Below are 23,958 nucleotides of genomic sequence, written 5' to 3'. Positions count from 1 at the left end.
CGTGTTCTCTTTCGACCGCAAGCGGTGGCGCGCGATGCGCAGGTGGAAAAACTGGGCATTATCCGTGGCGAGGGCGGGCTTGCCAACCTTCGCTGGACCTTGACGGACGATTAACCTGTGGTGAGGGAGCTTGCTGTGGCGAGGGAGCTTGCTGTGGCGAGGGAGCTTGCTCCCGCTGGAGTGCGTAGCGCTCCCGGCTTTTTTGGGGCTTCTACGCAGCCCAGCGGGAGCAAGCTCCCTCGCCACAGGGGTCTAGTACAAATCTACCGGGTCTACGTCCAACGACCATCTCACTTGGCGACCGCTGGGCATTTGCTCCAGGGCAAGTAACCAGCTGCTTAATAAACGATGCAGCGGGGCACGCGCAATGGCTTGCAAGAGTAGCTGGGCGCGGTAACGACCGGCGCGGCGCTCCATGGGCGCGGGCACCGGGCCGAGCAATTCGATGCCGGTCAGACCCAGCTCACCCAGCAAACGTTCAGCCGCGCTGCACGCTTCATCCAGGAAACCTTCGGCCTGCCCCGGCTTGTGCGCCTCGGCCCGCAGCAGCGCTAGATGCGCAAACGGCGGCAAGCCGGCGGAGCGACGTTCGCTCAAGGCCTGTTCGGCGAAGGCAAAATAGCCTTGTTCTGTCAGTTGAATCAGCAGCGGGTGGTCGGCCAGGTGCGTCTGGATGATCACCTTGCCTGGCTCTTCAGCCCGCCCGGCACGGCCTGCGACCTGCACGATAAGCTGGGCCATGCGCTCGCTGGCGCGAAAATCCCCGGAAAACAGCCCGCCGTCGGCATCCAGGATCGACACCAGGGTCACCCGTGGGAAGTGATGCCCTTTGGCAAGCATCTGTGTGCCCACCAGAATGCACGGCTGGCCCTTCTGAATGGTGGCGAACAGCTGATTCATCGCGTCCTTGCGCGAGGTGCTGTCACGGTCGACCCGCAGCACCGGGTAGTCCGGGAACAAAATCCCCAGCCGTTCCTCGGCGCGTTCGGTGCCTGCGCCAACCGGGCGCAAATCGACTTTGCCGCACTGCGGGCAGTGACGCGGTACGCGTTCCACGTGGCCGCAGTGATGGCAGCGCAGTTCGCCGGAGCGCTGGTGCACGGTCATTCGCGCATCGCAGCGCTTGCACTCGGACATCCAGCCGCAGTCATGGCACAGCAGCGTCGGCGCAAACCCTCGGCGGTTGAGGAATACCAGCACTTGCTGGCCCGCCGCGAGGGTTTGCCCGATGGCTTGCTGCATCGGCCCGGAAATGCCGCTGTCCAGTGGGCGACTTTTCACATCCAGGCGCAGGAAACGTGGCTGCTTGGCGCCGCCGGCACGCTCGTTGAGGCGCAGCAGGCCGTAGCGCCCGGTGTAGGCATTGTGCAGGCTTTCCAGGGACGGCGTGGCCGAACCCAGCACGATCGGGATGTTTTCCTGGCGGGCGCGCACCAGCGCCAGGTCGCGGGCGTGGTAGCGCAGGCCTTCCTGCTGTTTATAGGAGCCGTCATGTTCTTCGTCGATGATGATCAGCCCGGGATTTTTCATCGGGGTGAACAGCGCCGAACGGGTACCAATAATAATGTCGGCCTCACCGTCCCGGGCGGCGAGCCAGGATTCCAGGCGCTCGCGGTCGTTGACCGCCGAGTGCACGAGGGCGATGCGTGCATTGAAGCGCTGTTCGAAACGCGCCAGGGTTTGCGGGCCGAGGTTGATCTCGGGGATCAGCACCAGCGCCTGTTTACCTGCCTGGAGGGTTTCGCGGATCAGTTGCAAATAGACTTCGGTCTTGCCGCTGCCCGTGACGCCGGCCAGCAAAAACGCATGGAAACTGTCGAAACCGGCGCGAATCGCCTCGTAGGCAGCGCGTTGTTCCGGGTTGAGCGGCAACTCTGGCTGGGCCAGCCAGTGTTCGTGGCGCTCGCCGGGGGCGTGCTTGCGAATCTCTACCTGTACCAAGCCCTTGGCCAGCAGCAAGTCCAGGCTGTCCTTGCTCAACATCAGCTTGCTTAATAGCTGATGGGCGACGCCATGGGGATGCTGGGCCAGCGTCGCCAGGGCTTCACGCTGGCGCGGGGCGCGGGCGATGCGTGGGTCGTCCATGCGCGCCCCCGGCACCATCGACCAGAAACGCTCCTGGCGCGCCTCGGCCAGTTCGCCCTGGCGCAACAGCACCGGCAGCGCCCAGCTCAAGGTGTCGCCGAGGCTGTGCTGGTAGTACTGCGAAGTCCACAGGCACAGCTTGAACAGCGCGGGGGGTAATGGCGGCGTGCTGTCGAGGATCGCCACCGCGGGCTTGAGTTTCTCGGCGGGCACTTCGCTGTGATCGGCGACTTCCACCAGAATGCCGATCATCTCCCGCCGGCCAAACGGCACCCGCACGCGCATGCCGGGCTGCAACTGCGACCGCAATACGCCGGCAGGTGCCCGATAATCGAACAGGCGGCGCAGGGGCGAGGGCAGGGCGAGGCGCAAAATGGCGTCGGGCACGCGGGGGTTCTCATATGGCGGGCGGTGAAGAAGGGCGCGAGCCTAGCAGACCAGCGGTGGATGTGGGAGCCGTGCTTGCTCGCGATAGTCGATACGGTGCGCCTGAGAGACCGCAGCGCCTGCATCGCGGGCAAGCCCGGCTCCCACAGGGCCTTGTGTATGCCACGCTTTTCTGATGAAAGGGGGCGTAGTGCTTCTTGCGCGTTTAAAAAGGTCTGGTAGAATCCGCGGCCTAATTACGTGCGGTATTCAACAATAGTGTTGATTGGCGGCACGCTAGCCTGAGGAATACACCATGAAAGCCGATATCCATCCAAACTATGTTGCCATCGACGTTACCTGCAGCTGCGGTAACAAGTTCGAAACCCGTTCGACTTTCGGCAAAGCTCTGCCAATCGACGTGTGCAACGAGTGCCACCCGTTCTACACCGGTAAGCAGAAGACTCTGGATATTGGCGGCCGTGTTGATCGCTTCAAGACCCGTTTCGGTGCTTTCGGCGCAGCTAAAACTGCTGCTCCAGCTCCAGAAGCTGAGTAAGGCGATCGGCTTGAAAAGCCAGTTTGGCTTTTCTGTGTTGATAAAAAAGGCGCCCCTTGCGGGCGCCTTTTTTGTGTCTGCGATTTGGCTGGCGCCCGCCCAGGCGCAGGTGTTCTGCCCTGCGCCATCGTCCGTGGTCACCTTCGACGTGCAGCGGGTGGTGGACGGCGACACCGTGCGCCTCAAGGACGGCCGTAGCGTGCGTATGATCGGCATCAATGCCCCGGAAACCGGCAAGAAGGGACGCTCTGACGAGCCCTTCGCCGTGGCCGCTCGCGAGCGCTTGAAACGCCTGGTGGATGCGAGCAACGGGCGAGTTGGCGTGGTGCCCGGCCGGGAGGGCAAGGACCGTTACGGGCGCACCCTGGCCCACCTCTACGGTGCCAACGGGGCGAACCTGGAGGCGCAGTTGCTCGCCGAAGGCCTCGGCTTCCAAGTGGCGGTCGCGCCGAACGTGGAGCTGGTCGCCTGCCAGCAAGCCGCCGAACGCAGCGCCCGCCTTGCCCGTTTAGGGGTGTGGCGCCAGTCACCGGTGATAGATGCAGCGAAGGTCCGGCGCTCGGGTTTTGCGGTGGTCAGCGGCCAGGTGAGCAAAGTCGAGCGCAATCGCGGCGGAGTCTGGATTGAGCTGCAGGGCTCACTGGTATTACGCATTGCGCCCAATCTGGCGGGCCGATTCGACGGTGCGTTGCTGAAGGGTTTGCAGGGCCAGTCCATCGAGGCCCGCGGCTGGGTGCTGGACCGCTCCCGACGCGAGGGCCTGAAAAAGGGCCAGGCGCGCTGGCTACTGCCATTGACTGATCCCGGTATGTTTCAGCAAGCACCCTAAGAAAAAAATTGTAGACATTTTTTCGTATGATTGTGAACAGTTGAGCCCTTGTATCCCGTGGCTCTTGGCCAAAAGTCGTAGGGCAGGGCCCTTGACACCTGTGACTGCCCAGTCTTGTGGGGACTTTGCGACACGCGTATCCTCGGCGGTCCGTCGACCAACAGTAAAAGCGGAATGCCGATATGTCTGATTTGAAAACTGCCGCTCTCGAATATCATGCCCATCCTCGTCCAGGAAAGCTGAGTGTAGAGCTCACCAAAGCCACTGCCACCGCCCGCGACCTGTCGCTGGCCTACAGCCCTGGCGTTGCCGAGCCCGTACGTGAAATCGCCCGCGACCCTGAACTGGCTTACAAGTACACCGGTAAAGGCAACCTGGTTGCAGTGATCTCTGATGGCACCGCGATCCTCGGCCTGGGTAACCTTGGCCCATTGGCTTCCAAGCCAGTCATGGAAGGTAAGGGCGTGCTGTTCAAGCGCTTCGCCGGCATTGACGTATTCGACATCGAAGTCGATTCCGAAAGCCCACAGGCTTTCATCGACACCGTAAAGCGCATCTCCATCACCTTCGGTGGTATCAACCTGGAAGACATCAAGGCACCTGAGTGCTTCGAGATCGAAAAGGCCCTGATCGAGCAGTGCGACATCCCGGTATTCCACGATGACCAGCACGGCACCGCGATCGTTACCGCGGCCGGCATGATCAACGCCCTGGAAATCGCAGGCAAAACCCTCGGCGAAGCCAAGATCGTTTGCCTGGGCGCCGGCGCTGCAGCCATCTCCTGCATGAAGTTGCTGGTGAGCATGGGCGCCAAGCTGGAAAACATCTACATGGTCGACAGCAAGGGCGTTGTGCAGTCCGAGCGTACCGACCTGAACCAGTACAAGGCGATGTTCGCGCATCCGTCCTCCAAACGTACCCTGGCTGACGCCCTTGACGGTGCAGACGTGTTCGTTGGCCTGTCCGGCCCGAACCTGTTGAGCGCCGAAGGCCTCAAGTCCATGGCGGCCAACCCGATCGTGTTCGCGTGCTCCAACCCGGACCCGGAGATCTCCCCGGAACTGGCCCACGCCACCCGTGACGACGTGATCATGGCCACCGGCCGTTCGGACTACCCGAACCAGGTCAACAACGTGCTGGGCTTCCCGTTCATCTTCCGTGGTGCCCTGGACGTTCGCGCCAAGCGCATCAACGAAGAGATGAAAGTAGCGGCCGCCAACGCCCTGCGTGAACTGGCCAAGCTGCCGGTGCCTCAGGATGTATGCGACGCCTACGGTGGCGCCAAACTGGAATTCGGTCGTGAGTACATCATTCCCAAGCCAATGGACAAGCGCCTGATCACCCTGATCTCCGATGCCGTGGCTAAAGCTGCGATCGAGACCGGTGTGGCCACCCTGCCGTATCCGAAGAACTACCCGCTGAAAAGCGTGGATGATGTGTTCAACGGCTAATCCGTTGTAGCGCACCAACAAAAAGCCCCGGCTCTTGCGAGTCGGGGCTTTTTGTTGCCTGTTGATCAGTTCAAGGCTTGCGACGATCCAAATGTGGGGGCCGGGCTTGCTGTGGTGAACCCGACGGGGGACAAGCCCCCTCACCACAGCAAGCCCGCTCCCACAGGGGATTTGCGTTAGAACAAGTCGATCGGCGCCGCTTCATCCGCCGGCAGCGGGCTGCCCGGTGCAACGCCATTGCCCAACTCATTGACCGATGGCGGCGTGTCTTCGCTCTTGAACAGCTCGAAGTACGCGTTCGGCGTGCTCGGCGCTGCCGCACGCCCGCTGACCGGGTCGATCCGCAGGCTAAGAATGCCTTCCGGCTCCGGCTGGGTATGCAGCGGCATATCCTTCAACGCGGCGCCCATGTAGCTCATCCAGATCGGCAGCGCGACAGTACCGCCGAACTCCCGGCGACCGAGGCTTTCCGGTTGGTCGTAACCGGTCCATACGGTGGTCACGTAGTCGGCGTTGTAGCCCGAGAACCACGCATCCTTGGAATCGTTGGTGGTACCGGTCTTGCCGGCGATGTCGGCGCGGCCCAAGGCCAGTGCGCGACGGCCGGTGCCTTTCTTGATCACGTCTTCCAGGATGCTGTTGAGGATGTAGGTAGTACGGCCATCCACAACACGTTCGGCCACCGCGGGCGCTTGCGGTGCGGCAGGTGCGCCGGCTGCCGGAGCTTCGCCAGGTGTCGGATTGATGGTGATGCCGCCATTGCTCGGGGCTGCCTGGCCGTCAGTGGCTGCAACGCCGTTGACCACATCGCCCGGTACGCGCGGCGGGTTGGCGGTGAACAGGGTTTCGCCGTTACGGCTTTCGATCTTGTCGATCAGGTACGGCGTGATCTTGTAGCCGCCGTTGGCAAAGGTGCTCCAGCCGGTGGCGATTTCCATCGGCGTCAGCGTGGCGGTACCGAGTGCCAGGGACAGGTTCGGTGGCAGGTCCTGCTTGTTGAAGCCGAACCGGGTGATGTAGTCGATGGTCTTGCCTACACCCATCGCTTGCAGCAGGCGGATCGACACCAGGTTACGCGACTTGTACAGCGCCTCGCGGACGCGGATCGGGCCGAGGAAGGTGTTGGTGTCGTTCTTTGGACGCCAGACCTTGTCCAGGTACTCGTCGACAAACACGATCGGTGCATCGTTGACCAGGCTGGCGGCGGTATAGCCGTTGTCCAGGGCAGCGCTGTAGATAAACGGCTTGAAGCTCGAACCCGGCTGGCGCTTGGCCTGGGTGGCGCGGTTGTAGTTGCTCTGTTCGAAGGCAAAACCGCCGACCAGGGCGCGGATCGCACCGTTCTGCGGGTCAAGCGACACGAGTGCGCCCTGTGCCACCGGCACCTGGCTGAATTTCAGGCTGTCGTCTTTCTGGCGCTGCACGCGGATCAGGTCACCGACCTGCGCCACGTCCGACGGCTGCTTGGGCATCGCACCCATGCTGTTGGTGTTCAGGAAGGGGCGAGCCCATTTCATGCTGTCCCACGACACATGCTCTTCGCCGGTGCGGGTCAGTACCTGCACCCCATCTTTCTTCACCTGGGTGACGATGGCGGGCTCAAGGCCGCTGATTGGGCGCTGCTTGCCCAACTCGACGGTCCAGGCGCTCAGGGTCTTGCCCGGCAGGCGCGATTCGGGGCCACGGTAGCCGTGGCGCTGATCGTAGGCGACCAGGCCGTCGTGCACCGATTTGTTGGCGATATCCTGCAGGTTGCTCGGAATCGTGGTGGTCACGCGAAAGCCTTCGGTGTACGCCTCGCTGCCATAACGGCCGACCATCTCGGCACGGGCCATTTCCGCGATGTACGGGGCATTCACTTCCGGCGTCGGCACGTGGTAGCTGGCGTTCAACGGCTCGGCCACCGCACTTTCGTACGCGGCCTGGTCGATCTTGCCCAGCTTGTACATGCGGCCCAGGATCCAGTCGCGACGTTCTTTGCTGCGCGCCGGGTTGGCCAGCGGGTTGAAGCGCGAAGGAGCCTTGGGCAGGCCGGCAATCATCGCCATCTGCGCCAGGCTGGCGTCACGGATCGACTTGCCGTAGTAGACCTGGGACGCCGCCTCGATGCCGTAGGCACGGTTGCCGAGGTAGATCTTGTTCACGTACAGCTCGAGGATTTCGTCCTTGGTCAGCTGTCGTTCGATCTGCAGCGCCAGGAGAATCTCCGTGGCCTTGCGCGAAAAACTGCGCTCGCTGGTGAGGAAGAAATTCTTCGCCACCTGCATGGTGATGGTGCTGCCACCGGATTGAATGTGTCCGCTTTTTACCAACTGCGTGGCGGCCCGCACCAAGCTGCTGGGGTCGACGCCATAGTGATTGGCGAAATTATCGTCTTCAGCCGACAGCAGGGCGTTGATGAAATTGGGTGGAATGTCGGCGAAACGGATCGGGGTGCGGCGCATTTCGCCGAACTCCGCGATCAATTTTTCATCGCTGCTGTAGACCCGCAAAGGAATCTGCAACTGGATACTTCTCAGGGCCTCTACGGAGGGCAAACCCGGACTAAGGTAGAGATAGGCCCCGCTGAACACGAGCATCAGCCCGCAGACGATCGCGACAATGGAGTACCCGAAAAACTTCAGCAGACGAATCAAGGCTTTTGGATTTCCAAGGAAAAGAAAGGGTTAGGCGTCGGGGCATGCACGGCAAGCGGTGGCTCGACCCGGCCAGCAGATAAACGCGGGAAAAAACGCTGGGCATTAAAGCATTTTTCGGCTTGGGGCGTCATTCGCGCCGCTCATACAAGCCGACCGAATGCATGAAACCTGGCAGCAATCAGTCCGTAAGACAGGGAAAGTTTTGGGGAGTTTTATGCGAAAGGGATTTTTCAGGCGAAAAGCCGATGCGGTCCTGGGTGTCGACATCAACGACACCTGCGTCCGGCTGGTGGAACTCGAGGTTTCGGGCAGCGGCTACCGCGTCAGGGGGTATGCCATGCAACCGTTGCCGGCCCATGCGGTGGTCGATAGCAGCGTGGTTGATTTTGAGGGTGTGGCGCAGGCGCTTTCCAGGGCGCTGGTACAGGCGCAGACCTCACTGCGCCATGCTGCCGTGGCTGTGGCCGGGCCCTCGGTAATCACCCGCGTACTGGAAATGGAGGCGGGGCTTACTGATGCTGAAATGGTGCGCCGGATCCACACCGAGGCCGACCAGTACATTCCTTATCCGTTAGAGGATGTGGCCATCGACTTTCACATCCAGGGGCCATCGGCCCATGATCCGCAGCGCGTCGACGTATTGCTTGCCACCTGCCTCAAGGAACAGGTCGAAGCCCGTGAGGCGGTTCTGGCCCTGGCGGGCCTGGCGACGCGATCGTCGATGTCGAAGCATTTGCATTGGCCCGCGCGGGCAGGCAGGCTTCGGACAGCATCACGCCGGGCCGTCGCGTCGATGGCGCTCAATGGGCGGTGGATGCCCAGGGAATGGAAGTGGCCTGCGGGTTGGCCCTGAGGAGTTTCGACTGATGACACGAATCAACCTGCTGCCGTGGCGGGCAGAGCGCAACGAGCGGCGACGCAAATACTTTCTGGTGTTCTTGCTCGGGGCTGCGGCTGTGGCGCTGGCAACGGTGTGGCTGGCAGACCAGGTGATCGGTCGTGCGATCGATCGGCAATTGGCCCGCAACAGCCAGTTGAGCCAGGGTGTCACCGGGCTCGACTCCAGGATCAAGGCCATCGACGAGTTGCATGAACAGCGCCAGCAGTTGATGGAGCGGATGAAGGTTGTGCAGGGTTTGCAGGATGATCGTTCGGCGGGTGCTCAACTGCTGGGCCAGTTGGCGCGTGCCGTACCGGACGGCGTGCAGTTGCGCGAGGTAAGCGTTGAGGGTGGTGCCGTTTCGATCAGCGGCACTGCCGAGTCAAACCATGACATTGCCCAGCTGGTGCGTGGTCTTGAGGCTGCCGATGACTTGCGGGCGCCAAGGCTTCAGCGGGTTCGCGCCGCGCAGGACGGCAACGACAATGGCTTTCAGTTGACGGTTCGCCATGGTCACTTGGATGAGGCGCGCCAATGAGCGGGTTGTCAGGCCTGGCAAGGCTGATGGAACCCGAAATCGCCCAACTCTACCGAAACGCCGCCAACTGGCCCCTACCCGGCAAGGCGTTGCTGGGCGGCGCGCTGGTTGGCCTGCTGTGGGTCGTGGGCAACACCTTCTACTTGAGCGGGTCGCGGGAGCAACTGCACGCGCTTGAGGCGCAGCAAGTGGCGCTTGAGCAGCAGGTAGCGTTAACAACCAGCCAGGCGTTCGGCCTTGAATCCCAGGCCCACGCACTGGAAACCATGCAAGGCAGTTTCGACAACCTGTTGCGCCAGTTGCCTGCCAATACCGAAGTGCCAGGCCTGCTTGAAGACATCGCCCGGCTGGGCGCCGCCAATGGCCTGGTGCTGGAGGCCATCGAGCTTCTGGATGAGCAGCCCCGGCCCCTGTACATCGAATCACCCCTGCAGATAAGCGTCACCGGGACTTTTCACGACCTGGCGTCGTTCATCAATGGCATGGCTGGTTTACCGAGGGTTGTCACGGTGCATGACCTGGCGTTCAGCCATGTCGAACCTTCTTTGTTACGGTTGAGCCTGGTGGCGAAAATTTATCGCTACAACCCTCAGGCGGGCAGGCGCGAGCTGTCGCAGCCTGTCGCCGAATCCGGGCCGCAGCAGCCCGTGGCCTACGACTTTGCCTCCTTGCGCGATCCCTTCCAGCCAACCACTCGCCAGTCTGTACGTCCAGTCGGGCGCCCGGCTGCCGGGCCTGATCTCGCCAGGCCGCGCGCGATGCTTGAGGGATTCGCCGTCGATCAGTTCGAAATGGTCGGCACCTTGTCCATGGGGGCCCAAACCTTTGCCCTGCTGCGCGGAGCATCGTCGATCCATCGCCTGGCAATCGGCGACTACCTGGGCCCGCACCACGGGCGCATCACGGCGATTCATGACGCCCATGTCGAACTGGCCGAGCTTTTTCCGGACGGCCAGGGCGCCTGGCTGGAACGCTCACAAATCCTTGCCCTGAACAACGTCAACTCATAACGGAAACAAACAATGAAAAGGACTTTTTCGTCCTTCGGTGTGGCGCTATGGATAGCGTTCACGGCACCGATGGTCATGGCTGTGCCCAATCGAATCGACCTGATTCACCTGCCGCCACCCGGCAATGTCCCGCTGAACACCGAGCGCGTGGCTTATACCGGCAGCAAACTGTCCCTCAACTTCCAGAACATCGAGTTGCGCGCGGTGCTGCAGCAGATCGCCGACGTCGCCGGCCTCAACCTGGTGGCCAGCGATGATGTGCAGGGTTCGATCACCCTGCGCCTCAAGGATGTGCCCTGGGATCAGGCACTGGATCTGGTGTTGCAAACCAAGGGGCTGGACAAGCGCATTACGGCCAACGTGCTGCTGGTCGCGCCGGCCGAGGAGTTGGCTGCCCGCGAACTGCTGGTGCTGGAGTCGCGCAAACAAATGACCGAGCTGGCGCCACTGCGCCGCGAGCTGCTGCAGGTCAATTACGCCAAGGCCTCGGACCTCGCCAAGCTGTTCCAGTCGGCAGTGGGCCTGGAAGGTGCAACCGATGAACGCGGGTCGGTGGCGGTGGACGATCGCACCAACAACATCATCGCCTACCAGACCCAGGCGCGCCTGGAGGAGCTGCGCCGGATCGTCGCGCAACTGGACATCCCCGTGCGCCAGGTAATGATTGAGGCGCGCATTGTCGAGGCCAATGTCGACTACGACAAAAGCCTCGGGGTGCGCTGGGGTGGGCAGGTCAACCGAGGTAACTGGAGTGCTGGCGGAATCAGGAAAGCGCTGGCCGAAGGTACCGAGCCGGCCGAGCACCCAACCAGCGCTCCGTTTGTGGACCTGGGCACGGTCAATGGCAGCGCCGGCCTGGGCATCGCGTTTATCACCGACAACCTGCTGCTGGACCTGGAGCTGACCGCCATGGAAAAAACCGGCAACGGGGAAATTGTCTCGCAGCCCAAGGTCGTCACCTCCGACAAGGAAACCGCGCGAATCCTCAAGGGCACCGAGATTCCCTACCAGGAATCCAGCTCCACCGGCGCCACCTCGGTGTCATTCAAGGAGGCCTCGTTGTCATTGGAGGTGACGCCGCAAATCACCCCGGATGGCTGGGTGGTCATGGAGGTCAAGGTCACCAAGGACGAACCCGACTACCTGAACAAGCTCAACGATGTGCCGCCGATCAAGAAAAACGAGGTGAACGCCAAGGTGCTGGTCAAGGATGGCGAGACCATCGTCATAGGCGGGGTTTTCTCCACTGCCCAAAGCAAAGTGGTAGATAAAGTGCCATTTTTGGGCGATGTGCCGTATCTTGGCCGCCTTTTCCGGCGGGATGTGGTTTCGGAGAAAAAATCCGAGCTGCTGGTATTCCTGACTCCGCGTATTATGAATAACCAGGCGATTGCTGTGAGTCGTTGATTCTGTGCGAAATTTGATTCTTGTTGGACCGATGGGCGCTGGAAAAAGCACCATCGGCCGTTTGCTGGCCAAAGAGCTGCGCCTGCCATTCAAAGACTCCGATAAGGAAATTGAATTGCGCACGGGCGCCAATATCCCGTGGATCTTCGATAAGGAAGGCGAACTGGGCTTTCGTGACCGCGAGCAGGCGATGATCGCCGAGCTGTGCGGCTGCGATGGCGTGGTATTGGCCACCGGCGGCGGCGCGGTGATGCGCGAAGAGAATCGCCGGGCGCTGCATGCCGGCGGTCGCGTGGTTTACCTGCATGCATCTGTCGAGCAGCAGGTGGGCCGTACCGCGCGTGATCGCAATCGCCCGTTGCTGCGCACCGCCGATCCGGCCAAAACCCTGCGGGACCTGCTGACGCTGCGTGACCCGCTGTATCGAGAAATCGCCGATCTGGTGGTGGAAACCGATGAGCGGCCGCCACGAATGGTCGTTCTCGACATTCTTGAGCGCCTGGCGCAGTTGCCTCCCCGTTAAAGCCAGGGCCGAAATGCGCTATTCTCGGCGGCGCGTCATGACCGTCCGAGTTATGGCGTAGAGCCATTAGGCAGCATCGGGGCCCGACGTTGCCGACAACGTTAATGTAGGGCGATACGCCTGCTTTCATCTTCAACGCGGGGACACATGCAGACACTTAAGGTCGATCTTGGCGAGCGCAGCTACCCGATCCATATTGGCGAAGGTTTGTTGGACCTGCCCGAGTTGCTCGCACCGCATATTGCCGGGCGACAAGTGGCGATCATCTCCAATGAAACGGTCGCGCCGCTGTACCTTGAGCGTCTGAGCCGCAGCCTTTCGGCGTACTCGGTGATCTCGGTGGTATTGCCCGACGGCGAAGCCTTCAAGACCTGGGAAACCCTGCAACTGATCTTTGATGGCCTGCTGACTGCCCGTCATGACCGTCGCACCACCGTGGTGGCGCTGGGTGGCGGTGTGATCGGCGACATGGCCGGCTTTGCGGCTGCCTGCTACCAGCGCGGCGTGGACTTCATCCAGGTGCCAACCACGTTGCTGTCCCAGGTTGATTCGTCGGTAGGCGGCAAGACCGGTATCAACCACCCGATGGGCAAGAACATGGTCGGCGCGTTCTATCAGCCGAATGTAGTGCTGATCGACACCGCAACCCTCAATACCTTGCCGCCCCGCGAGCTGTCGGCGGGCCTGGCAGAAGTCATCAAGTACGGGCTGATCTGCGACGAACCCTTCCTGACCTGGCTCGAAGAGCATGTTGACGCCTTGCGCGCCCTGGACCAGGTGGCGCTGACTGAAGCGATTTCCCGTTCCTGCGCCGCCAAGGCGTTGGTGGTGAATGCCGACGAGCGTGAGTCCGGCGTGCGCGCCACCTTGAACCTCGGCCATACCTTCGGCCATGCGATCGAGACCCACATGGGCTATGGTGTGTGGTTGCATGGAGAGGCCGTAGCGGCTGGCACGGTGATGGCACTTGAGATGTCGCAACGCTTGGGCTGGATCAGCGCCCAGGAGCGTGATCGCGGGATCCGCCTGTTGCAGCGCGCCGGGTTGCCAGTCATTCCTCCCGAGGAGATGACCGAGGCAGATTTTCTCGAACACATGGCAATAGACAAGAAAGTGATCGACGGTCGACTGCGACTGGTGCTGTTGCGCCGAATGGGCGAAGCGGTAGTGACCGACGATTATCCGAAAGAGATTTTACAGGCCACGCTGGGAGCGGATTACCGCGCCCTGGCCCAGCTTAAAGGTTAATAAGATCCCGATGACTAGTTTGCATGCCGACGAGGCGTTCCTCGGCCATTACCAGTTAAACCACGACCCTTTTGCTCCACGGGTGCCTGGTTTCAAATTTTTCCCTGCGCAACGCAAGCCGGTGCTGGGGCAATTGCACCACCTGGCGCGCTACAGCCAGTTGCTGCTGGTGGTCACCGGCCCTCTGGGCAGCGGCAAGACCTTGCTGCGCCAGGCGCTGGTAGCCAGCACCAACAAGCAATCGGTGCAGAGCGTGGTGGTTTCCGCCCGGGGTGCCGGTGATGCAGCAGGTGTGTTGCGCCAAGTGGCCCAGGCCCTGGACGTGTCCACCGCCGAGCCGAACGCAATCCTCAAGCAAGTGGTGCAACTGGGCCTGACCGGCCAGGAAGTCTACCTGCTGGTGGACGACGCCGAGCAGCTCGACGAATCCGCCCTGGAAGCGTTGCTGGCCCTGGCGGCCGGTACCCCGGAAGGCCGCCCGCATGTGTTCCTGTTTGGCGAATCGTCACTGATCGCCGAGCTTGAGCAGATCAGCGGCGAGCAGGAGCTGTTCCACGTCATCGAGTTGCAGCCGTACGAAGAAGAAGAAACCCGCGAATACCTGGCCCAGCGGCTTGAAGGCGCAGGGCAGGGCATCGAACTTTTCTCTGCTTCGCAGATCTCTGATATTCACGAAAGCTCCGACGGCTGGCCTGGCACCATCAACCAGGTTGCCCGGGATGCGATGATCGAAGCCATGATTGCCAGCCGTTCAGCGGTTAAGCGTCCAAAGATGGGGTTTACTATGCCGAAGAAGCACGTATTGGCAATTTCTGCCGTTGTCGTGGTTGCCGTCGCCGCCGCCTGGTTGATTCCAGGTCGCAGCAAGGCCCCGACCACCGCTGGCGCGCCAACCGAACAGGCGCAGTTGCCACTGGGCAAACCAACACCGAACGTAGAGTTTGCCAACTCCGGCCAGCCGACCAACCTGCCGATGGTTGGCCAGCCTGTGATGCGCGGCCCTCTGGCTGAAGCAGCAGGCGGCATCAACGAAGGCGACGACGGCGTACCGGTCGAAGGTTCCAGCGCCACACCGCCGACCGTCACCACCACTGCACCACCGGCTGGCGTGCCAGCGGGCCAACCGGCTGCCAAGCCGACGCCTGCACCGGCCCAGGTGGCCACCGCCAAGCCGGCGCCTGTTGCCAAGCCTGCAGCTCCAACACCTGCGGCCAAACCGGCGCCTGCCGCCAAGCCTGCTGAAAAGCCTGTGACCGTGGCCAAGGCCGGCGCTACCGGCAGCAGCTGGTACACCAGCCAGCCTACCGGCAACTTCGTGGTGCAGATCCTTGGCACCAGCTCCGAAGCCAACGCCCAGGCGTTCGTGAAAGAGCAGGGCGGCGAGTACCGTTATTTCAAGAAAGTGCTCAACGGCAAGCCTCTCTTCGTGATCACTTACGGCAACTTCTCCAGCCGTGCAGCAGCTGAATCCGCTATCAAGGCCTTGCCAGCGAAGGTCCAGGCTGGTAAACCTTGGCCTCGCACTGTGGCCAGCGTTCAACAAGAACTGGCAACAACTCGCTGAAGAACCGGCGGCCTTACCCAGGCCGCCCTCTAGGCACCTCAAAAAAAAACAGCACAGCGTGCAGCCCTGAAGGCCGCGCGCTTTGTGGTGTCTGCGTCACACCAGCTTTTGAGTCGTAGCGGTCAGAATTAAAAAAGTTTTGACTAGCACAGCATATCGCTTTAAACCTTTCATAAATGCGACATAGATTTGCGACATTTCGTCGCTAAATTTGTGAGCGTCTGTGTCGGTGTGTACAATGACCTCCCTTTTGCCCCCGCTAAGCCGGCGTACGTTCGGCGTGGAAGGTAACCGGTTGAATTGAAAAGAAATTTGCCTCGAAAAAAGAGGCAGCCTGGTGAGAAAGTGTCTATGAAAGCAGGTCTGTACCAACCCGATGAATTCAAGGATAACTGCGGTTTCGGCCTGATAGCCCATATGCAGGGCGAGCCCAGTCATACCCTTTTGCAAACGGCCATCGAGGCCCTGACCTGCATGACCCACCGCGGTGGGATCAACGCCGACGGCAAGACCGGTGACGGTTGCGGCTTGCTGATTCAAAAGCCCGACCAGTTCCTGCGCGCAGTCGCCAAGGAGCATTTCGACGCCGATTTGCCCAAGCAGTACGCCGTGGGCATGGTGTTCTTCAACCAGGACCCGGTAAAAGCCGAAGCCGCTCGCGAGCACATGAACCGCGAGATCCTGGCCGCCGGCCTGCAACTCGTCGGCTGGCGCAAAGTGCCGATCGACACCAGCGTACTCGGCCGCCTGGCCCTGGAGCGTCTGCCACAGATCGAACAAGTGTTCATCGCAGGCGACGGCCTGAGCGACCAGGACATGGCGATCAAGCTGTTCACCTCGCGTCGTCGCTCGTCGGTGTCCAACGCCGCTGACACCGACCACTACATCTGCAGCTTTTCGCACAAGACCATCATTTATAAAGGCCTGATGATGCCGGCGGATTTGACCGCCTTCTATCCAGACCTTAAAGACGAGCGCCTGCAAACCGCGATCTGCGTGTTCCACCAGCGCTTCTCTACCAACACCTTGCCGAAATGGCCGCTGGCCCAGCCATTCCGTTTTCTCGCCCACAACGGCGAGATCAACACCATCACCGGCAACCGCAACTGGGCTGTGGCCCGTCGCACCAAGTTCGCCAACGACCTGATGGACCTGGAAGAGCTCGGCCCGCTGGTCAACCGCGTGGGTTCCGACTCCTCCAGCATGGACAACATGCTCGAACTGATGGTCACCGGCGGCATCGACCTGTTCCGTGGCGTGCGTATGATCATTCCGCCAGCGTGGCAGAACGTTGAGACCATGGACCCCGACCTGCGGGCGTTCTATGAGTACAACTCGATGCACATGGAACCGTGGGACGGCCCGGCCGGCGTGGTAATGACCGACGGTCGCTACGCCGTGTGCCTGCTCGACCGTAACGGCCTGCGCCCGGCGCGTTGGGTGACCACCACCAACGGCTTCATCACCCTGGCGTCGGAAATCGGCGTGTGGAACTACCAGCCGCAAGATGTGATTGCCAAGGGCCGCGTAGGTCCTGGCCAGATCCTGGCCGTGGACACCGAAACCGGTCAGATCCTCGACACCGACGCCATCGACAACCGCTTGAAGTCGCGTCATCCGTACAAGCAATGGCTGCGCAAGAACGCCCTGCGCATCCAGGCAACCATGGAAGACAACGACCACGGTTCGGCTTTCTATGACGTGGACCAACTCAAGCAGTACATGAAGATGTACCAGGTCACTTTCGAAGAGCGTGACCAAGTGCTGCGCCCATTGGGCGAGCAAGGCTACGAGGCCGTTGGCTCGATGGGCGATGACACGCCAATGGCCGTGCTGTCCCAGCGCGTGCGTACGCCGTACGACTATTTCCGCCAGCAGTTCGCGCAGGTGACCAACCCGCCGATCGACCCGCTGCGTGAAGCCATCGTGATGTCGTTGGAAGTGTGCCTCGGTGCCGAGCGCAACATCTTCCAGGAGTCGCCTGAGCATGCTTCGCGCGTGATCCTCAGCTCGCCCGTGGTTTCCCCGGCCAAGTGGCGCTCGTTGATGACCCTGGATCGCCCAGGCTTCGACCGCCAGATCATCGACCTGAACTACGACGAGAGCCTCGGCCTTGAAGCCGCTGTGCGCAACGTCGCCGATCAGGCTGAAGAAGCCGTGCGTGCCGGTCGCACCCAGATCGTGCTGACCGACCGTCATATTGCCCCGGGCAAGCTGCCGATCCACGCTTCGCTGGCCACCGGCGCGGTGCACCACCGCCTGACCGAAAAGGGCCTGCGTTGCGACTCCAACATCCTGGTTGAAACCGCCACTGCCCGCGACCCGCATCACTTTGCGGTGTTGATCGGCTTCGGCGCTTCGGCGGTGTACCCGTTCCTGGCGTACGAAGTCCTCGGCGACCTGATCCGTACCGGTGAAGTCCTGGGCGACCTCTACGAGGTGTTCAAGAACTACCGTAAAGGCATCACCAAGGGCCTGCTGAAGATCCTGTCGAAGATGGGCATCTCCACCGTCACGTCCTACCGTGGCGCTCAATTGTTCGAAGCCATCGGCCTGTCGGAAGAAGTCTGCGAGATGAGCTTTCGTGGCGTGCCGAGCCGCATCAAGGGCGCACGTTTCGTCGACATCGAAGCCGAGCAGAAAGCCCTGGCCGCCGAAGCCTGGAGCGCGCGCAAGCCGATCCAGCAAGGTGGCCTGCTGAAGTTCGTTCACGGTGGCGAATACCACGCCTACAACCCGGACGTGGTCAGCACCCTGCAAGCCGCCGTGCAGCAGGGCGACTACGCCAAGTTCAAGGAATACACCGCGCTGGTGGATAACCGCCCGGTGTCGATGATCCGCGACCTGTTCAAGGTGAAAACCCTGGACACGCCGCTGGCCATCAGCGAGATCGAACCACTGGAATCGATCCTCAAGCGTTTCGACTCCGCCGGTATTTCCCTGGGTGCCTTGTCGCCCGAGGCCCACGAAGCCCTGGCCGAAGCCATGAACCGCCTGGGTGCGCGTTCCAACTCCGGCGAAGGCGGTGAAGACCCGGCGCGCTACGGCACCATCAAGAGCTCGAAAATCAAGCAGGTCGCCACTGGCCGCTTTGGTGTGACCCCGGAATACCTGGTGAACGCCGAAGTGCTGCAGATCAAGGTCGCCCAAGGCGCCAAGCCGGGTGAAGGTGGGCAACTGCCAGGCGGCAAGGTCAATGGCCTGATCGCCAAGCTGCGTTATGCGGTGCCGGGCGTGACGTTGATTTCGCCGCCGCCGCACCACGACATCTACTCGATCGAGGATTTGTCGCAGCTGATTTTCGACCTCAAACAAGTCAACCCGAAGGCCCTGGTCTCGGTGAAACTGGTAGCAGAAGCCGGCGTGGGCACCATCGCCGCCGGTGTGGCCAAGGCCTATGCCGACCTGATCACCATCTCCGGCTACGACGGCGGCACCGGCGCTTCGCCGCTGACCTCCATCAAGTACGCCGGTGCACCGTGGGAACTGGGCCTGGCGGAAACGCACCAGACCCTGCGCGGCAACGACCTGCGCGGTAAGGTCCGGGTGCAAACCGACGGTGGCCTGAAAACCGGCCTCGACGTGATCAAGGCCGCGATCCTCGGCGCCGAAAGCTTCGGCTTCGGCACCGCGCCAATGATCGCCCTGGGCTGCAAATACCTGCGCATCTGCCACCTGAACAACTGCGCCACCGGCGTGGCCACCCAGAACGAGAAGCTGCGCAAGGACCACTACATCGGTACCGTCGACATGGTGGTGAACTTCTTCACCTACGTCGCCGAAGAAACCCGTGAGTGGCTGGCCAAGCTGGGCGTGCGTTCGCTGGAAGAGCTGATCGGCCGTACCGACCTGCTGGACATCCTCCAAGGCCAGACCGCCAAGCAACAGCACCTGGACCTGACTCCGCTGTTGGGCAGCGATCACATCCCGGCCGACAAACCCCAGTTCTGCCAGGTTGAGCGCAACCCGCCGTTCGACAAAGGCTTGCTGGCCGAGAAGATGGTCGAGATGGCTGTATCGTCTATCAATGATGCGAGCGGTGGCGAATTCGCCCTGGATATCTGCAACTGCGACCGCTCCATCGGCGCACGCATCTCCGGCGAAATTGCACGCAAGCACGGCAACCAGGGCATGGCCAAGGCGCCGATCACCTTCCGCTTCAAGGGCACCGCTGGCCAGAGCTTCGGCGTATGGAACGCCGGTGGCCTGAACATGTACCTCGAAGGCGACGCCAACGACTACGTGGGCAAGGGCATGACCGGCGGCAAGCTGGTGATCGTCCCGCCGGTGGGCAGCGTCTACAAGACTCAAGACAGTGCCATCATCGGTAACACCTGCCTGTACGGCGCAACCGGCGGCAAGCTGTTTGCAGCCGGTACGGCCGGTGAGCGTTTCGCAGTGCGTAACTCCGGTGCCCACACCGTGGTTGAAGGCACCGGCGATCACTGCTGCGAGTACATGACCGGTGGTTTTGTCGCGGTGCTGGGCAAGACCGGCTACAACTTCGGTTCGGGCATGACCGGCGGTTTCGCCTACGTGCTCGACCAGGACAACACCTTCGTCGACAAGGTGAACCACGAGTTGGTGGAGATCCAGCGGATCAGCGGCGAAGCGATGGAATCCTATCGCAACCACTTGCAGCATGTGCTGGACGAATATGTCGAGGAAACCAACAGCGAATGGGGTCGTAACCTCGCTGAAAACCTTGATGACTACCTGCGCCGTTTCTGGCTGGTCAAGCCCAAGGCTGCCAACCTGAAATCGTTGCTTTCCAGCATCCGTGCCAACCCGCAGTGATATGCGCCTGAAGAGTTTGATGAGGTTTTAACATGGCTGAACGTCTGAATAACGACTTCCAGTTCATCGATGTCGGGCGCAAAGATCCGAAGAAGAAACTGTTGCGTCAACGCAAGAAAGAGTTCGTGGAGATCTACGAACCCTTCAAACCCCAGCACTCGGCCGACCAGGCCCACCGCTGCCTGGGTTGCGGTAACCCGTATTGCGAATGGAAGTGCCCGGTGCACAACTTCATTCCGAACTGGCTCAAGTTGGTGGCCGAGGGCAACATCCTCGCCGCCGCCGAGCTGTCGCACCAGACCAACACCCTGCCGGAAGTGTGTGGGCGGGTGTGCCCGCAGGATCGTCTGTGCGAGGGTGCGTGCACCCTTAACGACGGCTTCGGCGCAGTGACCATCGGTTCGGTCGAGAAGTACATCACCGACACCGCGTTCGCCATGGGCTGGCGCCCGGACATGTCCAAGGTCAAGCCGACCGGCAAGCGTGTCGCGATCATCGGTGCCGGGCCTGCTGGCCTGGGCTGTGCCGATGTGCTGGTACGTGGCGGCGTGACCCCGGTGGTGTTCGACAAGAACCCGGAAATCGGTGGCCTGCTGACCTTCGGCATCCCTGAGTTCAAGCTGGAAAAAACCGTATTGAGCCATCGTCGCGAAGTCTTCACCGGCATGGGTATCGAGTTCCGTCTCAATACCGAAATCGGCAAAGACGTGACCATGGAGCAACTGCTTGAAGAATACGATGCCGTGTTCATGGGCATGGGCACCTACACCTACATGAAGGGCGGCTTTGCCGGTGAGGACCTGCCGGGCGTGCATGACGCGCTCGACTTCCTGATCGCCAACGTCAACCGCAACCTGGGCTTTGAAAAGTCGCCGGAAGATTTCGTCGACATGAAAGGCAAGAAGGTCGTGGTGCTGGGCGGTGGTGACACCGCGATGGACTGCAACCGCACGTCGATTCGCCAGGGCGCCAAGTCGGTGACCTGTGCGTACCGTCGTGACGAGGCCAACATGCCGGGCTCGCGCAAAGAGGTGAAGAACGCCAAGGAAGAAGGCGTGAAATTCCTCTACAACCGCCAGCCGATCGCCATTGTGGGCGAGGACCGTGTCGAAGGCGTGAAAGTGGTCGAGACCCGTCTCGGCGAACCGGACGCCCGTGGCCGTCGCAGCCCTGAGCCGATCCCGGGTTCCGAAGAGATCATCCCGGCGGACGCCGTGGTCATCGCCTTCGGTTTCCGCCCAAGCCCGGCGCCGTGGTTCGAGCAGTTCGAGATCCAGACCGACAGCCAGGGCCGCGTAGTAGCCCCGGAACAAGGCCAGTACAAGCATCAGACCAGCAACCCGAAAATCTTCGCCGGTGGCGACATGGTTCGCGGTTCTGACCTGGTGGTAACCGCGATCTTCGAAGGGCGCAATGCCGCAGAAGGGATCCTGGATTACCTGCAGGTCTGATCATGCGCTCAAATGTGGGAGCTGGCTTGCCTGCGATGCAGGCAACTCGGTCTGTCAACCAGACCCAGTTGATGCTATCGCAGGCAAGCCAGCTCCCACACAAACCTCATTTCACATTGGGGTTTGTGCTGCCACTCATTGCGACAAATTGACCCGATAGACAAAAGGCACGGCTCTTGTCGTGCCTTTTGCGTCGCGCTCTGAGAAAATGCCCGCACTTTTTTTGCGGATGCCGACATGACTGCCCTCAAGAACGACCGTTTCCTTCGTGCCCTGCTCAAGCAACCCGTGGACGTCACCCCTGTGTGGATGATGCGCCAGGCCGGTCGCTACCTGCCGGAATACCGCGCCAGTCGCGCCCACGCCGGCGACTTCATGAGCCTGTGCATGAACCCTGCGTTCGCCTGCGAAGTCACCATGCAACCGCTGGACCGCTATCCACAGCTGGATGCGGCCATCCTGTTCTCCGATATCCTGACCATCCCTGACGCCATGGGCCAGGGCCTGTACTTCGAAACCGGCGAAGGCCCGCGTTTCAGGAAAGTCGTCAGCACCCTGGCCGACATCGAAGCCTTGCCGATCCCTGATCCGCACAAAGACCTGGGCTACGTGATGGACGCCGTCAGCACCATCCGCCGCGAGCTCAATGGCCGCGTGCCGCTGATCGGCTTCTCCGGCAGCCCATGGACCCTGGCCACCTACATGGTCGAAGGCGGCTCGTCGAAAGACTTCCGCAAGACCAAGGCCATGCTCTACGACAACCCGCAAGCCATGCACCTGTTGCTGGACAAGCTGGCGCAGTCGGTCACCTCCTACCTCAACGGCCAGATCATGGCCGGCGCCCAGGCGGTACAGATCTTCGACACCTGGGGCGGCAACCTGTCGGCGGCGGCGTACCAGGAATTTTCCCTGGCCTACATGCGCAAAATCGTCAGCGGCCTGATCCGCGAACATGAAGGCCGCAAAGTGCCAGTCATCATGTTCACCAAGGGCGGCGGCCTGTGGCTCGAAAGCATCGCCGACGCCGGTGCCGACGCGTTGGGGCTCGACTGGACCTGCGACATCGGCGAAGCCCGTCGCCGCGTAGGCAACAAGGTGGCGCTGCAAGGCAACATGGACCCGACCGTGTTGTACGCCAAGCCGGAGGCCATTCGCACTGAAGTCGGTCGCATCCTCGCCAGCTACGGCAAAGGCAGCGGTCACGTGTTCAACCTTGGCCACGGCATCACCCCGGAGGTTGATCCGGAGCACGCCGGCGCGTTCCTGCGGGCGGTGCATGAGTTGTCGGCGCAGTATCACGAGTGATAATGCGCCAATGAAAAAGCCCGGCAGATGCCGGGCTTTTTTGTGGGCGATGGTTAAGCCTTGGCTTCCTGCAACGGCGCCAATTTCGCCAGCTTCAATGCCACCAGCAACGCAACGATCAACAGCACGACGATAAACCCGCCTATCCCGTTCCATCCCGCGTAGTGCCAGAAGAAACCACCCGCCGTCCCCGCAATGCTCGACCCCAGGTAGTAGCTGAACAGGTACAGCGACGACGCCTGCCCCTTGGCTTTCAGCGCCCTGCGGCCAATCCAGCTGCTGGCCACCGAGTGGGCGCCGAAGAAGCCGAAAGTGAAGATCAGCATGCCGGGCACCACCAGCCACAGGGGCGTGAACAGCGTCAGGGCGATGCCGCCGAGCATCAGCACGATGGTGCCCCACAGCACGCGACGACGGCCCAGGCGGTCGGCCAGGGAGCCGATTTTCGCCGAGCTGTAGATGCCCGAGAGGTACACCAGCGACAGCAGGCCGACCACGGCCTGGCTCAAGTCGTACGGCTCGGCCAGCAAGCGGTAGCCAATGTAGTTGAACATCGTGACGAAGCTGCCCATCAGCACGAAGGCTTCGAGGAACAACCACGGCAGGCCGGCATCCTTGAAGTGCAGGGTGAAGCCATCAATAAGGCTGCGCGGGCGCAGGGTGCTGGCGCGGAAGTTGCGCGATTCGGGGAGGATTTTCCAGAACACCGTGGCCGCAATCAGCGCCAGGGCGCCGATGATCAGCATCGCCGTGTGCCAACTCACGAAGTCGATCAAGACGCCGATGATCAAACGCCCGCTCATGCCGCCAATGGCGTTACCACCGATGTACAAACCCATGGCCAGGCCGATGTGTTGCGGGTGGATCTCTTCGCTCAGGTAGGTCATGGCCACTGCCGCCAGGCCGCTGAGGGACAGGCCCACCAGGGCGCGCATCAGCAGGATACCTTCCCAGCTCGGCATCAGGCCGCTGGCGATGGTGGCCAGCGCGGCGCAGAACAGCGCAGCGACCATCACCGGCTTGCGTCCCAGGGTGTCGGAAATCGGCCCGGTAATCAGCAGGCCAATGGCGAGCATGCCGGTGGCCACCGAGAGGATCAGGCTGCTTTGCGCGGCATTGATGGAAAATTCGTGGGATAGCGCCGGCATCATCGGCTGTACGCAGTAGAGCAGGGCAAAGGTGGCGAAACCACCGGAAAACAGCGCCAGCACCGTGCGCATGAACATCGGGGTGCCTTTTTCGATGTACTGCTCGTTGAGCTGCGCCACCACGTCATCGAGGGCGGTGGGCGGTACTTCTTGAGCGA

General features: G+C 61.6%; 14 protein-coding genes and 2 pseudogenes. 13 read left to right on the top strand and 3 right to left on the bottom strand.

What is annotated here, in order from left to right; all coding sequences use genetic code 11:
• Window positions 1-252 precede the first annotated feature (252 nt).
• Window positions 253-2,472, bottom strand: a complete 2,220-nt coding sequence (locus tag ACZRN6_RS07275; RefSeq protein ID WP_464007579.1) for a primosomal protein N' — start codon at window positions 2,470-2,472, stop codon at window positions 253-255.
• Between the two features lie 295 nt (window positions 2,473-2,767).
• Between ACZRN6_RS07275 and rpmE the strand changes: the two genes are divergently transcribed.
• From rpmE to ACZRN6_RS07260, 3 genes are all read left to right on the top strand, one after another.
• Window positions 2,768-3,010 (top strand): 50S ribosomal protein L31, encoded by a 243-nt coding sequence (gene rpmE / locus ACZRN6_RS07270; protein WP_076018081.1) that lies wholly within the window; start codon window positions 2,768-2,770, stop codon window positions 3,008-3,010.
• 10 nt (window positions 3,011-3,020) lie between these two features.
• Window positions 3,021-3,839, top strand: coding sequence for a thermonuclease family protein (locus ACZRN6_RS07265; protein ID WP_464007578.1), 819 nt, complete (start codon window positions 3,021-3,023; stop codon window positions 3,837-3,839).
• 182 nt (window positions 3,840-4,021) lie between these two features.
• Window positions 4,022-5,290 (top strand): malic enzyme-like NAD(P)-binding protein, encoded by a 1,269-nt coding sequence (locus ACZRN6_RS07260; RefSeq protein WP_322142891.1) that lies wholly within the window; start codon window positions 4,022-4,024, stop codon window positions 5,288-5,290.
• Between the two features lie 176 nt (window positions 5,291-5,466).
• Here the strand turns inward: ACZRN6_RS07260 and ACZRN6_RS07255 are convergent, their stop codons facing one another.
• Window positions 5,467-7,923 (bottom strand): penicillin-binding protein 1A, encoded by a 2,457-nt coding sequence (locus ACZRN6_RS07255; protein WP_464007673.1) that lies wholly within the window; start codon window positions 7,921-7,923, stop codon window positions 5,467-5,469.
• Window positions 7,924-8,143: 220 nt separating this feature from the next.
• Between ACZRN6_RS07255 and pilM the strand changes: the two are divergent.
• The 10 genes and pseudogenes from pilM (at window position 8,144) to hemE (ending at window position 22,652) form a co-directional block, all read left to right on the top strand.
• Window positions 8,144-8,796, top strand: a pseudogene (gene pilM, locus ACZRN6_RS07250) (type IV pilus biogenesis protein PilM).
• A complete protein-coding gene (locus tag ACZRN6_RS07245) occupies window positions 8,796-9,347 on the top strand; it encodes a PilN domain-containing protein (protein WP_322142894.1) in 552 nt (183 codons plus the stop codon). Before pilM ends, ACZRN6_RS07245 begins: the two are co-directional and overlap by 1 nt.
• Complete coding sequence (locus ACZRN6_RS07240; RefSeq protein WP_464007577.1) at window positions 9,344-10,357, top strand: pilus assembly protein PilP; 1,014 nt, start codon at window positions 9,344-9,346, stop codon at window positions 10,355-10,357. The genes ACZRN6_RS07245 and ACZRN6_RS07240 overlap by 4 nt, the downstream gene beginning before the upstream one ends.
• 141 nt (window positions 10,358-10,498) lie before the next feature.
• Window positions 10,499-11,764, top strand: a pseudogene (locus ACZRN6_RS07235) (type IV pilus secretin PilQ); the annotation flags it as partial.
• Between the two features lie 4 nt (window positions 11,765-11,768).
• A complete protein-coding gene (gene aroK, locus ACZRN6_RS07230) occupies window positions 11,769-12,287 on the top strand; it encodes a shikimate kinase AroK (protein ID WP_322142896.1) in 519 nt (172 codons plus the stop codon).
• Between the two features lie 147 nt (window positions 12,288-12,434).
• A complete protein-coding gene (gene aroB, locus ACZRN6_RS07225) occupies window positions 12,435-13,535 on the top strand; it encodes a 3-dehydroquinate synthase (protein WP_464007576.1) in 1,101 nt (366 codons plus the stop codon).
• A 10-nt stretch (window positions 13,536-13,545) separates the two neighbouring features.
• A complete protein-coding gene (locus ACZRN6_RS07220; protein ID WP_464007575.1) occupies window positions 13,546-15,099 on the top strand; it encodes an AAA family ATPase in 1,554 nt (517 codons plus the stop codon).
• Between the two features lie 351 nt (window positions 15,100-15,450).
• Complete coding sequence (gene gltB, locus ACZRN6_RS07215; protein WP_464007574.1) at window positions 15,451-19,896, top strand: glutamate synthase large subunit; 4,446 nt, start codon at window positions 15,451-15,453, stop codon at window positions 19,894-19,896.
• Window positions 19,897-19,928: 32 nt separating this feature from the next.
• The gene (locus ACZRN6_RS07210; protein WP_322142900.1) at window positions 19,929-21,347 is read left to right on the top strand and encodes an FAD-dependent oxidoreductase; all 1,419 of its coding nucleotides are present in this window, start codon (window positions 19,929-19,931) and stop codon (window positions 21,345-21,347) included.
• Window positions 21,348-21,584: 237 nt separating this feature from the next.
• Window positions 21,585-22,652, top strand: coding sequence for a uroporphyrinogen decarboxylase (hemE, locus tag ACZRN6_RS07205; protein ID WP_322142901.1), 1,068 nt, complete (start codon window positions 21,585-21,587; stop codon window positions 22,650-22,652).
• 53 nt (window positions 22,653-22,705) lie between these two features.
• On the opposite strand, the gene ACZRN6_RS07200 is transcribed toward hemE, so the two are convergent.
• A complete protein-coding gene (locus ACZRN6_RS07200; RefSeq protein WP_464007672.1) occupies window positions 22,706-23,923 on the bottom strand; it encodes an MFS transporter in 1,218 nt (405 codons plus the stop codon).
• Window positions 23,924-23,958: the final 35 nt, after the last annotated feature.

This window comes from Pseudomonas sp. A125, from assembly GCF_055409485.1.
This window is presented reverse-complemented; position numbering and strand designations above follow the sequence as displayed.

Coding starts and splice junctions, on each gene's coding strand:
- rpmE (WP_076018081.1), top strand. CDS start 2,768: ATGAAAGCCGATATCCATCCAAACTATGTTGCCATCGACGTTACCTGC.
- ACZRN6_RS07260 (WP_322142891.1), top strand. CDS start 4,022: ATGTCTGATTTGAAAACTGCCGCTCTCGAATATCATGCCCATCCTCGT.
- ACZRN6_RS07245 (WP_322142894.1), top strand. CDS start 8,796: ATGACACGAATCAACCTGCTGCCGTGGCGGGCAGAGCGCAACGAGCGG.
- ACZRN6_RS07240 (WP_464007577.1), top strand. CDS start 9,344: ATGAGCGGGTTGTCAGGCCTGGCAAGGCTGATGGAACCCGAAATCGCC.
- aroB (WP_464007576.1), top strand. CDS start 12,435: ATGCAGACACTTAAGGTCGATCTTGGCGAGCGCAGCTACCCGATCCAT.
- ACZRN6_RS07220 (WP_464007575.1), top strand. CDS start 13,546: ATGACTAGTTTGCATGCCGACGAGGCGTTCCTCGGCCATTACCAGTTA.
- gltB (WP_464007574.1), top strand. CDS start 15,451: ATGAAAGCAGGTCTGTACCAACCCGATGAATTCAAGGATAACTGCGGT.
- ACZRN6_RS07210 (WP_322142900.1), top strand. CDS start 19,929: ATGGCTGAACGTCTGAATAACGACTTCCAGTTCATCGATGTCGGGCGC.
- hemE (WP_322142901.1), top strand. CDS start 21,585: ATGACTGCCCTCAAGAACGACCGTTTCCTTCGTGCCCTGCTCAAGCAA.